Here is a 13,092-nt window from a genome sequence, read left to right on the forward strand (position 1 = left end):
GGGGGCTATCGGTTAGGCCTGACGTGATGCGGAAGGATCTGGCGTGGGCATTCTGATCGGACTTGTGGTGACGCTCGGCTGTGTTCTCGGCGGCTTCATGGCGATGGGCGGCCATCTGCATGTGCTGATGCAGCCTTGGGAAGCGGTGGTCATCTGTGGCGCCGCACTTGGAACCTTTCTCGTCGCCAACCCGATGAAGACGGTCAAGGACACCGGCAGGGGTATCCTCGAAGCGTTCAAGCAGGCGGTGCCGAAAGAGCGCGACTATCTGGAGACGCTGGGCGTGCTGCACAGCCTGATGCGCGAACTGCGCTCGAAGTCGCGCAGCGAGGTCGAGGCGCATATCGACAATCCGGAGGAGTCGGCAATCTTCCAGGCGTTCCCGACCGTGCTCAAGAACCACGACCTGACGAATTTCATCTGCGACTACTGCCGCATCATCATCATCGGCAATGCCCGCTCGCATGAGATCGAGGCGCTGATGGACGAGGAAATCCAGACCATCAAGTCCGACAAGATGAAGGCTTACCATGCGCTGGTGGCGGTGGGCGATGGTCTGCCGGCGCTCGGCATCGTCGCCGCCGTGCTCGGCGTGGTCAAGGCGATGGGCGCGCTCGACCAGTCGCCCGAAATCCTCGGCGGCCTGATCGGCGCTGCCCTTGTCGGAACCTTCCTCGGCATCTTCCTGTCCTATGCGGTGGTCGGGCCGGTCGCCACCAAGATCAAGACGGTGCGCGAGAAGAAGAACCGCCTCTATATCATCGTCAAGCAGACGCTGCTTGCCTACATGAACGGCGCCCTGCCGCAGGTGGCGATCGAGTTCGGTCGCAAGACCATCTCGTCCTATGAGCGGCCGACGATCGATGCCGTCGAGCAAAGCACGATGAACACAGCTTCCGCCGAGAAGAAAGCGGCTTGAGCCATGCATGACGACAGACAGGACCGCACGCCGTCATGACAAGTCCTGGCAGCCCCTCGCAAGCCCGCTCGCTGATCATTGAGCGTCTGGTCGGTGACAGCGGTGAGGCCGCTCATGTCATCGGCACCGGGCGCTCGATGGGCGAGCGCGCCCTGCCGCTGCTGCAGAAGAGCCTGGCCGGCGAACTCGGCGCACCGGTCACCGTCGACCTGCGCGCGGTCGAGATCAGCCGTGTTCCCGATGCCCGCACGAATGCCGGCGATGCCTTTGCCATGGCCATCATAGCATCGCCGACGTCTTCGGATGCGATGACGCTGGTGGCTGATGCGCCGGCCATCGCCGTGATGGTGTGCGCGCTGTTCGGCGGCGATCCGGATCAGCCGGTTTCGCCGATCGAGCGCGCTCTGTCGCAGATCGAGACCGATGTCGCGACCACGGTCTTCCAGGAAGTTGCGCAGGCGTTGAACGGATCGGGCCGGCGCTCGCTCGAGCTGCGGCTGCCGGTGCCGCGGGCGCTTTCGGGCAGCGAAGCCAAGCGTCGCGTGCTGCGCGATGGCGCGGCGGTGCGCATCGTCTTCGGCATCTCGACGCCGACCGACAGCGGAACGGTCACGGTGATGATCCCGCAGCGCATTCTGCTTGCCACACGCGGTATCGCCGATGTCCACGACAGCGAAGGCACGACCTCCGACTGGCGGGCACGTTTTTCCGAAGAAGTGATGCGCTCGACGGTGACGCTCGAAGCGACCATGCCGCTGGCCCGCCTGACGCTCGGCGATCTCGCCGGTTTCGAGCCAGGCCAGGTCATCGAGTTCGAGGAAACCGCGCAGTCGCAGGCCAAGCTGAGCGCGCGCGACAAGACGCTGTTTGTCTGCGAGTTCGGTAAACTCGGGCAGAACTACACCGTCCGGATCAGGCATCCTTACGATGCCGGTCAGGATTTTATCGATGGGCTCATGCCGGGCTGACGCCGGGCAAGCCCAAGCATTTGGAGACGACTGATGGCCAAGACCAAGGTGGAAGCCAATATCGACCAGCCGGACGAACAGCTCGACCGCGCCATCGAGGAATTGCGCGGCGTCCTCCAGGAGGAGGAAAAGCGCCCCGACGCCGCCTTGCGGGCTGCCACGTCCGGCGCCAATTCCAACATCATCATGAGCATCCCGGTCGATGTGCAGATCATCCTCGGCAGTACGGAAATGCCGGTGTCGGACCTGATGGCGCTGCAGAAGGGCTCGACGGTGGCGCTCAACCGGCGCATCGGCGAACCGGTCGATGTCGTGGTCAACGGCCGCAAGATCGCGCGCGGCGAGATCACCGTGCTGGAAAGCGATCCGTCGCGCTTTGGCATCAGGCTGACCGAAATTATCGCGGCGACCAAGGGCGCTTGAGCAATGAATGACATGCGGTCTCAGCAGGAGCGGATGCCATGACGACGCCGGTGACGCTCACGCGCCCGCAAAAGGCCGCCGCCATCCTGGTGGCGATGGGCAAACCTTCGGCCAGCCGGCTGCTGAAATTCTTCAAGCAAGAAGAACTGAAGGCACTGATCGAAGGGGCGCGGCTGCTGCGCACCATTCCGCAAAGCGACCTCGAACGCATCGTTGCCGAATTCGAGGCCGAGTTCACCGAAGGTGCGGGCCTGCTCGATTCCGCCGACCGGATGGACACGATCCTCAATGAATCGCTGTCGCCCGAAGAGATGAGCGCCATCATGGGCGACAAGCGCTTCGAGGTTGCGCCGGAAGGGCCACCGCCGATCTGGCCGGAGCTGGAAAAGCTCGAACCGACGCGTCTGGGCACATTCCTTGCCGCCGAGCATCCCCAGACCGCGGCCATGGTGCTGTCGAAGCTTGCGCCGCAAGCCGCCGCCAACATTTTGCTGACCATGGAAAAGCCGATGCGCAGCGAGATCATCAAGCGCATGGTGACGATGGCGACCATTCCGGACGCGGCCACCAGGATCATCGAGAACCAGCTGCGCGCCAGCGTGCTGGCGCAGACCGCGACCAAGGATATCTCGGCGGGACAGGCGCGCGTCGCCAGTATGCTCAACGAGATGGACAAGCCTCAGTTGGAAGAGGTCATGCAGGATCTGGAAGAGGCCGGCACGCCGGACCTCGGCGGTGTTCGCTCCAGGTTGTTTGCCTTCGACGATCTGCCGCTTTTGACGCAGAAGGCGAGGGTACTCCTTTTCGACGGGCTGTCGACCGAACTGATCACGCTGGCGCTGCGCGGTGCGGCGCCCGCATTGACGGAATCGGTGCTGTCGGCGATCGGCGCACGGTCGCGGCGCATGATCGAGTCCGAGCTCGGCCAGGGCTCGGAAGGCATTCAGCTTGCCGACATCATGACGGCGCGCAAGAACATCGCGGTGGCGACAATCCGGCTTTCGCGCGAGGGGGCTTTCGAACTGCCCTCATCGCAGCAGAGCGAAGCGGCTTAACGCCGAGCGCTGAATGGCTGAAGCGGCGGACAAAGACTCCAAAACCGAAGACGCGACCGAAAAGAAGATCCGCGACACCGTCGAACAGGGCAAGCTGCCCCATTCGCGAGAGGCCGCACTTCTGGCGTCCTTCATCGCCATACTGGTGTTCACCGTCTTCTACGCCAAGGACGCGGTCGTTGATCTCGGCATGTTCCTGTCGATGTTCCTGGAAAAGCCCGAGGCGTGGCCGATGGACACCGAGACCGACGTCATCGCGCTCTACAAGACCGTGATGATGGAAATAGGCAACGCCGTCGTCAGCCTGCTGGTGCTGCTGGTGGTGGCCGGCATCGGCGCCTCGGTGCTGCAGAACATGCCGCAAGTCGTCGGCGAGCGGATCCGGCCGCAACTGTCGCGCATCTCGATAGCCAAAGGCTGGACCAGGATGTTCGGCATTCAGGGCTGGGTCGAGTTCCTGAAATCGCTGGGCAAGCTCGGCTTCGCCAGCATCGTGCTCTACTTCACGCTATCGCAGGACTACCGCCAGCTCCTGGCCGGCATGATCACCAACCCCGTCGCTTTCGGCCTCGTCATCAAAAGCATCACCGTCGACATATTGGTGGCGATCGTCTTCGTCATGGGGCTGATCGCGGCGGTCGACGTCGTCTGGTCGCGCTTCCACTGGAAGCAGGATCTGCGGATGACCAAGCAGGAGGTCAAGGACGAGTTCAAGCAGTCCGAGGGCGACCCGATCATCAAGTCGCGGCTGCGCTCGCTGGCGCGCGACCGGGCGCGCAAGCGGATGATGACGGCGGTGCCGCGCGCGACGCTGATCATCGCCAATCCGACGCACTTTTCCATCGCGCTCAGATATGTCCGCGACGAGGATTCAGCACCCATGGTGCTGGCCAAGGGCCAGGACCTTGTGGCGCTCAAGATTCGCGAGATTGCCAAGGAGCACAACATCCCGATCTTCGAGGACGTGGCGCTCGCCCGCTCCATGTACAAGCAAGTTTCGGTTGATAGCGTGATCCCGTCGCAATTCTACCAGGCCGTCGCCGAACTGGTGCGGATCGTCTACTCCAAAAAGGCTGAGCGGAGACAAATTTCATGAACCGCCAACCGCACGCAAAATCCCGCGAACTCATCGTCGCCAAGGCCATCGAGCAGGTGGTCGACGAGTTGCGGCTGATCGACGTCGCCGACTACATCGCCTTCATCCGGCTCGAGCATTTCGCTTGCCTGTCGGATCTGGTGGATTCGGCTGTGGAGCTTTTTTTCCTCCCAGGCACGCTCAGGCTCGGCCATGGCGGAGAGGCACATGTCGACTGGAGCGGCAGCCCGCGCATCGTGCTCGATCTCGAGCTTCGGCCGCCGGGCGTCACCGTCTATTTCCAGCTGACGCTGAGCGAGGAGAGGTCTTCGGTCGCGGTCAACTATGTGTCGTTCGAAAAGCCCGGGGAAGACCCCGAGCACAACACCGCTTTGCTGGAGACGGTGATCGAAGAGGCGCGAATCCGCAGGACCGAGCCGCTCGCCTATCGCTGATCTTTTGTCTTACTCCAACTGCCAGACGCGATCACTCGATCAGCCCCAGCCGCAGCGCCTTGGCCACCGCCTGGTTGCGGTTGACCGCGTTGAGCTTCTGCGTCGACTGGGTGAGATACTGGTTGGCGGTGTGGACCGACAGCTTCAACAGCCTGGCGATCTCTTCGCTGGTGTTGCCGTTGGCGGTCAGCTTCAGGCACTCCAGTTCACGCTTGGAGATCGACCGCATCCGGCCGGCATCGTTCGGACGAATGCGGGCGACGGCGGCGAACAGCGAAAAACAGCGGGCGTGGATTTCGTAGAGCGTGTCCTCCGGCAAAGCGATCGTCGAGCCGAGGAACACCACCAGCCCGCAATGGCCGCGATCGGCATGGACGGGAAAGCCAATGCCGTTGGTGCCCGGCGCCAGCGGCTCCGTCCGCTCCGCCCAGGCGAGGTTCTTGAAGACGGCGTCCGAGCCGGCGATGCCGTCATCGGCCCACCAGCGCGGCGCTGTCGAGGCGCCGCTGTGGCGAACCATCTCCTCACCGTTGGCGCCGGCAATGAATTTGGTTGTCACCGCGGTGGCGGGATAGTCGGAATCGAAGCTCGGCACCAGGCGCGCCCGTTCCGGCGAGGGGCTGACGAAGTAGAGGCCAAACGCCGACGCGTTGATGTCGACGGCGATCCAGCGGCAGCGGCGCACCGCGTCCGGGATGGTAACGGCATGGTGCGTCTCGGAACCGATGGAGAAGGCGCCGAACGGATTGCGCTGCTCGTTGAAAAGGGCTTCGGCCGCCGCCTTGATGTCAGCATGTTTCAAATGATGCCGCTCCTGATCGCCGTGGCGATGGCCATCGCGCGGTTCGACGCCGCGAATTTCTGGATGGCGTGGGTGATGTAGCTGTTGACGGTGTTGGACGAGACCCCGAGGATCACTGCGACCTCATCGGTGGTTTTGCCTTCAGACACCCAGAACAGGCATTCGCGCTCGCGGTCGGACAGCGGGTCCTGCATGGCGACGGCGGCGATCAATTGCGGGATGGCGGACAGCGCGTAACAGCACTTCAACTGAGCCTTCATCAGCGCCGGCTGGTCGATACTGCCGGCCTCGGCCGCCGAGAAAAGCGCAAACAGCCGCTGGCGGCCGACATTGAGCCGCAGTGAATAGACTTCGGCATGTCCAAGCACGTCGAGCAGGCGCGCCTCTTCGCCTGTGAGCAGTCCGCCGGCGTCGGGCGCCGCGGCGGCGACCAGCGGCCTCGGGCGGATGCCAGGTGCAACGGTCAGCGGTCCCTGGGCAAGGCCGGCGATCAGCCGCTTGCCGATCAGTTCAATGGCGTCGAAGATCCAGTTGGATGAGACGATGCGGGCGTCGTTACGATCCTGGTCGTGGACGATGGCGACGAGCATGTAGCTGTCGGCGCCGATCTCGGCGGCAAGCTGCATGAAAAAGGAGGTGAGATCGCCGCGCGATTCAAGGCGCGAGCCTAACGTATCGGATTGGAGAAGCGCGGCGGAACTGCTCATTGGATGCTTTGGTTGTATGTCATGGCCGGAGTCTTTTCTTGAGCCCGGACGCTGGGGTTGGCAGCGGCCGAACTTGAAGACGCATCACGTTTACGAAGCACTCACACGGCGCGGCGGTCGCGCTGATCGCCGAATCCATTCAGGGAACGCGAAGCCGTCCGCGTCTGGTGCCGGTCATTGGCCGGAACTTGAGACTTTGGGTGGTCGCCGCGCCCCCCAAGGACCGGCTGATTCGGGTCTAATCTACCCGCAGATGAATCCGACATCAAACGCGATTTGACAAAATCAATATTATTGGACTCAAGCGACTCAGGGGCGGCTTTCGCGGCCTTTGCCGCCGCAAAAGGCCTGAAACGCCGACACGAAAAAGCCAGAGGGTGTTGCGATACTGCCGTATCGAGGGCCGATCGATTCCGATAGGGTCTCGGCAGCCGGGAGGGGTGGGCATCCCTTCGGTCATACGGCGGATTTGGCGGCGCTTGCTCGCGGCCATCAGCATCGGGGGTCATGATGAAGCAGGTTTTCCTGGCGTTCAAGGTGGTGCTTGCGGTTCTTGCCGGCATGGCAGCGCCCGCCAAGGCTGAGCCGACCGTTACCTATGCGCTCGAAAACGGGCTGCAGGTGGTGCTGGTGCCCGACCATCGCGTGCCGAAGGTGGTGATGAACCTGCGCTACCGCGTCGGGTCGATGAATGAACCCGCGGGACGCTCGGGCTTTGCGCATCTGTTCGAACATCTGATGTTTTCCGGCACGCCGGCCTGGCCGAACGTGTTCGGTGCGCATGCCGCGCTCGGCAACGAGATCAATGCCTGGACCACCGAAGACGGCACGGTCTATTACGTCGACGGGCTGTCGTCGTCACTGCCGATGATCCTGTCGCTGGAGGCCGACCGCATGGCCAATCTCGGCCGCTCGGTGACTCAGGCCAAGCTCGATCTGCAGCGCTCGGTGGTCAAGAACGAGATGCGCCAGAACGTGCTCGACAAGGCCGGCGCATCCGGCTGGGAAGCTTTCTGGTCCGGGCTGTTCCCGAAGCCGCATCCCTATAGCCGCATGGTTATCGGCTCGGTCGCCGATCTCGATGCGGCGACGCTCGACGATGTCAGGGGTTTCTTCAACAGCTACTATCTGCCCAACAATGCGGTGCTGGTGCTGGTCGGCGACTTGGAGATCGACGACACCAAGGCGCTGATTGCCGACACGTTCGGCCGCGTGGCGCGCGGCGCCGATGTGGCGCGGCCCGCCGTGCCGGCACCGACGCAGGCCCGGCTCAAGCTGGTGCTCGAGGATCGTGTGCCAAGCTCCATCGTCGTGGTCGGCTTCAGTGGCCCGGTGGCGCAGTCGCCCGACAATGGTGCGCTCAGCATTGCCGCCGAACTGCTCGGCAACGGCGAATATGGGTTTTTGCGCAACCGGCTGGTTTCGCAGTTGGGCATTGCCACCTATGCCAGCGCGAGCTGGACCGGCGGTCTGCTCGGTGGCCGCTTTACCTTCGAGGCGGGTGCCGCCGAAGGTGTGGCGCCGGAAGCGCTGGAAAGCGCGATGAAAACGGCGTTTGCGGATTTCCTGAAGACCCCGCTCGATCCGGTCGATGTCGAGCGTGCGCGCACCGGCATCTTGCAGGCAGCGCGGCTCGGCAGCGAAGCACTGAAGGATCGCGCCGGCGTCGTCTCCTACAATGCCGACGTGCTCGGCGATGCGCAGAGCGCGCTGGTGGACGACCCGCGGGTGAAGGACGCCAGCGTGGCGGGCGTCGAGGCAACGATGAAGCGGCTGTTGAAACCGGAAGACGCCAGCATACTGGTGCTGAAGCCCGGCCCGCGCGGCGGCTATCCCGATGCACTGATCGGGTCGTCCGGCACACCGCAGCCGTTCACCGCGCCGGAGCGAGCGGCGATCGACATTCCGAAGCATGCGGCCGGGCAAGCGCCTTCGGCAACACTGCCCGCCATGGAAACGGCGACGCTCTCGAATGGCATCAAACTCGTCCACTACACAATGCCGGAAGCGCCGATGGTCTATGTCGCGGCCAGTGCCGCCGGCGGCTGGAACAGCGTGCCGGAAGGCAAGGAGGGATTGCTGGAGCTTGCAGCAAGCATGGCGACACGCGGGGCCGCCGATCGCGGCTCGGCTGATTTCGCCAAGGCGGCCAGCGACATCGGCGCCGGCGTCGGCCACCAGGCCGGAACGCTGACCACGATGATGACGCTTGGCGTACCGCCGGAAAAGCTCGACCAGGGTATTGGCCTGCTCGCCGACGCGGTGCTGAAGCCTCGTTTCGACAAGACCGAATGGACGGTGCTGATGGCGCAGACGGTCGACTGGCTAAACGGCCGCGAGGCGGATCTGCCCGGCGTTGCCGGCCGCATGGCAAAGGCGACGCTGATCCCGCAGGTGCCGGGCAAGGCAGCGGTGGACTGGTCGGCAAAGGCGCTGGCCTCGATCTCGCTCGACGAGGCGAGGGACGCATTCAAGGCGGAGTTCACGCCGAAGGCGGTGACCTTCTATAGCGTCGGCCCGATGCCGGTCGCGACCGTCGCCGCCAGCCTTGAAAAAGCATTCGGCGCGTGGACAAGCGACACCGCCGGCTATGCCGTCGAGCCGTCGCCGGCAGCGCATTTCAACGGGGGACAGAAAGTGCTGCTGGTGCCCGAACCCGGCGCCAGCCAGTCGGCACTGTTCGTGGCGCGGCCGGCGCCCGGCACCGACGAGAGCGAGCGCGCCGAATCGACCGCGGTCTCCAACCTGCTTGGCGCCGATTTCTCCAGCCGGCTGAATTCGGTGATCCGCGAGGAGAAGGGCTATTCCTATGGCGTGTCGAGCTATCTGATGAGCCCGATGAAGGCCGGCTCGGGATTGGTCGTGGCAACCACCGTCGAGCGCGCCAACACCGGTCCGGCGATTACCGAAATCCTGAAAGGATTTGCCGGCCTGACAACCTTGCCGGTAGCGCAGGACGAGGTCGACCGCACGGTGACCGTCTATCGCCGGGCGCTGGCTGGATCGGCCGAGACGTCGGCTGGTCTGTTCTCCTCGCTGATTGGCGCGGTTGGCAGCGGATCGACGCTGGAGGACCAGCAAACCCGCATGGCGGCGCGCACAAAGCTGACGCTCGATGCGGTTCAGAAACAGGCGCTGGCCCTGGCGTCGCTCGATCCGTCGCTGATCGTGGTAGCGGGCGACCCCGATGTGGTGATGCCGCAGCTTGCCGCGATCGGCCTCAAGGACGTCGAGATCGTCAAGCGTGACGAGGCTGGCGAAGACACGGCGATGCGGGCGCTCGATCTTCTCGGGGGCAATCGCCGGGCGCCGCTGTCTGCCTCGCCGTGGCGGGTTGGCGATGGCGGCACGACACGCGCGGTGCACGCCTGCGCCGGCGACAGGGATTGCGGCGCGCAGATCCACGCCGATTGACGGGCTAAACGCGCAGCCGCCGGCCGCGTTGTAATTTTGGGATAACTTTGTTTCGGGGGAAACGATGAGCGATTCATTTCGGGAAGTAACGTCCGTCTCGTGGTTCGGGCGGATCAAGCGCGCGGTCGGCGGGGTCATCTTCGGCCTTATCCTGATCGTGCTGATGGTGATCGGGCTGTTCTGGAACGAAGGCCGCGCCGTGCAGACGGCGCGCTCGCTGGCCGAAGGTTCTGGAGCGGTGGTTTCGGTCGGCGCCGACAGCGTCGATACCGCCAATGACGGCAAGCTGGTTCATGTCAGCGGGCTGGTGACGGCGGACAGCGGTCTGGCGGATCCGGATTTCGGCATTGCGGCGCAAGGGCTGCGGCTGTCGCGCAGCGTCGAGATGTATCAGTGGAAGGAAGAGTCCAAGTCGGAGACGACGAAGAAGCTCGGCGGTGGCGAAGAGACGGTGACCACCTACAGCTATTCCAAGGTGTGGGACGACAGCCAGATCGACTCCTCCGATTTCAAGAAGCCGGACGGCCACCAGACTCCGCCGATGGAAATCCACGGCCGGACCTTCCAGATTCCTGAGGGCAAGCTTGTCGCCTTCGATCTCGATACGCCGGTGCTGGACCGCATCGAGGGTGACAAGGACTATTCCCTGTCAGCCGACCAGTCGGCGGCGATAAAGGCTGCCTATACCGGAACGAAACCGCTCAGCATCGTCGATGGCAAGATTTATCTCGGCAATGACAACACGAAGCCCGCTTTGGGCGACTATCGCATCGGCTACGAACTGGCGCCGCTGGGCGTGATCAGTATCATCGCGCGCCAGGCCGGCAGCCGCTTCGAGCCCTACCAGACGCAAGCCGGCGATGCGCTGCTGATGGTCGACACCGGCAACGTCCCGGCCGAAAAGATGTTCGCCGACGCCGTCAGCGCCAACACGCTGATCACCTGGCTGCTGCGCGGCGCCGGCTTGCTGTTGCTGACCATAGGCTTTGCGCTGTTCCTCAGCCCGATCGGGGTGATCCTCGATGTCATACCCTTCCTCGGCAGCATGGCGCGGATGGGTACCGGCATTATCGCCTTCGTCCTGGCGATCCTGGTCGGCACGGTGACGATTGCGATTGCCTGGTTCTGGTACCGGCCGTTGCTGGCGGTGGCCATCCTGGCGGCAGGCGTGATTGCGGCGGTGATTGTCTACCGCATCGGTCGGTCGCGAAGGCCAGCCGTTCCGGTGGTTGTGCCCAACCCGGCGGCGGCCGCCTAGATAGAGGTCGGGGCGGCCGGAGCCGCCCCATATCTCTTTGGCGCAATTCCGGCCGGAAAACCGCCTCACACTTATCCTGGAATTGCTTTCCTATTTGTCCTCGAAGCCGGTGAGCACGCCGACGGCGTTGATGCCGATCTCCTCGACGGCGTAGCCGCCTTCCATCACGAACAGCGTCGGCAGGCCGAGCTTGGCGATGCGATGGCCGATCTTCGGATAGTCCGGGCTTTTCAGCTTGAACTGGCTGATCGGGTCCTTCTCGAAGGTGTCGACGCCGAGCGACACGATGACGATATCGGGGGCGTAGGCGGCGAGCTTGGCGCAGGCATCCTCCAGCGAGGCGTTCCAGGCGTCCCAATTGGTGCCGAAGGGCATGGGATAATTGACGTTGAAACCTTCGCCGGCGCTGGCGCCGCGTTCATCGGCATGGCCGAGGAAGAACGGATACTCCACCATGGGATCGCCATGCAGGTTGAGAACCTGCACGTCGGCGCGTTCATAGAAGATCTCCTGCGTGCCATTGCCGTGGTGATAGTCGACGTCGAGGATCGAGACGCGTTTTGCGCCCTGATCGAGGAACCACTGCGCGGCGACCGCGGCATTGTTGATGTAGCAGTAGCCGCCCATGAACCCGGCACCGGCGTGATGGCCGGGCGGGCGGCAGAGCGCGAAGGCCGACCGCTCGCCACCCTTGACCAAGGCCGCCGCCGTCAGCGCCACGTCATAGGACGATTTGATCGCGGTCCATGTGCCTTCGACGAAGGTGGCGCCGGCGTCGAAGGAATAGTAGCCGAGCAAGGCGTCGACGCGCTTGGGTGGCACGTCGCCGCGCAGGCCGCGCGTCGGCCAGGTGAAGGGCATCGCCGTGCCCTCGAAGCCGGCGGCCTTCCACGCCGGCCAGACGGTCGGCAGGAAGTCGATATAGTCGGCCTTGTGGATGCGCTTGGCGGCTGTGAGATCGTGCTCGACCGGTCCGATGATCGGCCCCAGCTTCTCGCTCTCGACCCGCGCCTTGATGAACTCGGCCCGCGACGGCTTTTCGAAACCCGGCACGATTGCCGACGTGACCAGTTCCATCTGGCCGGCATGGCCGGCATGAAGCGGCGAATAGACAGTCTTCATGAATTTCCTCTCGAAATAGCGAAATCAGTCAAGGTTGAGATAGGGGGTGACCAAAGCGAGCCACATTCTTTCCACATCGTCCTCGATGAGGTCGTATGTCTTGCGATCCCGCTTCAACCCCACAAGCCGGCAGGCGTGCCCGACATCCATCATCAGCACGCCGAGCCGGCTGGCGATCTTGTCTTCAAGGGCCGGGTTCACATGCTGCAGCCACGCGGCGTAAAGCGCGATGATCTGCTCGTCATATTCGTCCTGGATCGGCCTGAGGTCGGCATTGCCGGATATCGCCTCGATCACCGGCATCAGGGTGGCGTTTTCGAGATATATTCTGGAGGTATCGATGAAGAGCTTGCGCACCTCCTGCCGAAATTCGTCGCGGTTGGTGGGTGGGGTGACCTCGATGCGCCTGGCGATCACCTCGGGAAAGGACGACAGCCAGCGCCGGGCGAGGTCGAGGAGAATGGCTTCCTTGTTGGGAAAGTACTGGTAGACTGAACCGACCGACAGGCCCGCGCGCCGGGCAATGGCGAGCGTCGTCGGCGTCTTGGTTCCTTGCTCCCGCGTTAGGATCAGCGCAGCGTCGAGTATCCTGTCGACCACCTTGCTCGACCGTTCCTGCCGCGGCTGCTTGCGCGGTTCGAGCGCCATCCTGGTTTCGCGGCTGAGACTGCGCTTCACGGATTGATGCCTTCGTTCCCAGCCGGTTTCAACACAGGTCCCGGTCTCAACATTGGCGTGGTGTGTTGTCCACAATACATTCGAAATTCGGCACGTTGACAAACGCGAATAATTAGTCGCATTCTTTTATCCACGCTGTTTTGAGAGATCACAAGGGGAATTTCGAAACAGCGCACTGGCATCAGTTTTCGTCCGATAACGCCGCTCCAGCGGAGT

Annotated in this window: 12 protein-coding genes; 8 read left to right on the forward strand and 4 right to left on the reverse strand. The window is 63.5% G+C overall.

Annotated features, from left to right (window positions below):
- Nucleotides 1-43: 43 nt before the first annotated feature.
- The 6 genes from motA to NLY43_RS25130 are packed head-to-tail and all read left to right on the forward strand — an operon-like array spanning nucleotide 44 to nucleotide 4,895.
- A complete protein-coding gene (gene motA / locus NLY43_RS25105) occupies nucleotides 44-919 on the forward strand; it encodes a flagellar motor stator protein MotA (RefSeq protein ID WP_023671751.1) in 876 nt (291 codons plus the stop codon).
- 35 nt (nucleotides 920-954) lie between these two features.
- On the forward strand, nucleotides 955-1,887 hold the full coding sequence (locus tag NLY43_RS25110; protein ID WP_023683478.1) for a FliM/FliN family flagellar motor switch protein: 933 nt from the start codon (nucleotides 955-957) through the stop codon (nucleotides 1,885-1,887).
- Between the two features lie 33 nt (nucleotides 1,888-1,920).
- Nucleotides 1,921-2,310 (forward strand): flagellar motor switch protein FliN, encoded by a 390-nt coding sequence (gene fliN, locus NLY43_RS25115; RefSeq protein WP_023683477.1) that lies wholly within the window; start codon nucleotides 1,921-1,923, stop codon nucleotides 2,308-2,310.
- Between the two features lie 38 nt (nucleotides 2,311-2,348).
- Nucleotides 2,349-3,365, forward strand: a complete 1,017-nt coding sequence (locus NLY43_RS25120) for a flagellar motor switch protein FliG (protein WP_023683476.1) — start codon at nucleotides 2,349-2,351, stop codon at nucleotides 3,363-3,365.
- 13 nt (nucleotides 3,366-3,378) lie between these two features.
- Nucleotides 3,379-4,461: a flagellar biosynthesis protein FlhB gene (flhB, locus tag NLY43_RS25125; protein ID WP_023683475.1), complete on the forward strand. Its 1,083-nt coding sequence runs from the start codon at nucleotides 3,379-3,381 to the stop codon at nucleotides 4,459-4,461.
- Nucleotides 4,458-4,895 (forward strand): BspJ family T4SS effector nucleomodulin, encoded by a 438-nt coding sequence (locus tag NLY43_RS25130; protein WP_023671756.1) that lies wholly within the window; start codon nucleotides 4,458-4,460, stop codon nucleotides 4,893-4,895. Before flhB ends, NLY43_RS25130 begins: the two co-directional genes overlap by 4 nt.
- A 31-nt stretch (nucleotides 4,896-4,926) precedes the next feature.
- On the opposite strand, the gene NLY43_RS25135 is transcribed toward NLY43_RS25130, so the two are convergent.
- Nucleotides 4,927-5,697 (reverse strand): helix-turn-helix transcriptional regulator, encoded by a 771-nt coding sequence (locus tag NLY43_RS25135; protein WP_023683474.1) that lies wholly within the window; start codon nucleotides 5,695-5,697, stop codon nucleotides 4,927-4,929.
- On the reverse strand, nucleotides 5,694-6,404 hold the full coding sequence (locus tag NLY43_RS25140) for a helix-turn-helix transcriptional regulator (RefSeq protein WP_023683473.1): 711 nt from the start codon (nucleotides 6,402-6,404) through the stop codon (nucleotides 5,694-5,696). The genes NLY43_RS25135 and NLY43_RS25140 overlap by 4 nt, the downstream gene beginning before the upstream one ends.
- 507 nt (nucleotides 6,405-6,911) lie before the next feature.
- On the opposite strand from NLY43_RS25140, the gene NLY43_RS25145 reads away from it, so the two are divergent.
- Nucleotides 6,912-9,818, forward strand: a complete 2,907-nt coding sequence (locus tag NLY43_RS25145; RefSeq protein ID WP_023713317.1) for a M16 family metallopeptidase — start codon at nucleotides 6,912-6,914, stop codon at nucleotides 9,816-9,818.
- Between the two features lie 64 nt (nucleotides 9,819-9,882).
- Nucleotides 9,883-11,076 (forward strand): TMEM43 family protein, encoded by a 1,194-nt coding sequence (locus NLY43_RS25150; RefSeq protein ID WP_023710980.1) that lies wholly within the window; start codon nucleotides 9,883-9,885, stop codon nucleotides 11,074-11,076.
- A gap of 90 nt (nucleotides 11,077-11,166) precedes the next feature.
- Here NLY43_RS25150 and NLY43_RS25155 read toward each other — a convergent pair whose 3' ends face one another.
- Together NLY43_RS25155 and NLY43_RS25160 are read right to left on the reverse strand one after the other, a co-directional pair.
- Nucleotides 11,167-12,198 (reverse strand): histone deacetylase family protein, encoded by a 1,032-nt coding sequence (locus NLY43_RS25155; RefSeq protein WP_023671761.1) that lies wholly within the window; start codon nucleotides 12,196-12,198, stop codon nucleotides 11,167-11,169.
- A gap of 24 nt (nucleotides 12,199-12,222) precedes the next feature.
- A complete protein-coding gene (locus tag NLY43_RS25160) occupies nucleotides 12,223-12,876 on the reverse strand; it encodes a TetR/AcrR family transcriptional regulator (RefSeq protein WP_023686329.1) in 654 nt (217 codons plus the stop codon).
- Nucleotides 12,877-13,092 lie beyond the last annotated feature (216 nt).

Source organism: Mesorhizobium sp. C416B (assembly GCF_030323165.1).
Classification (GTDB): domain Bacteria; phylum Pseudomonadota; class Alphaproteobacteria; order Rhizobiales; family Rhizobiaceae; genus Mesorhizobium.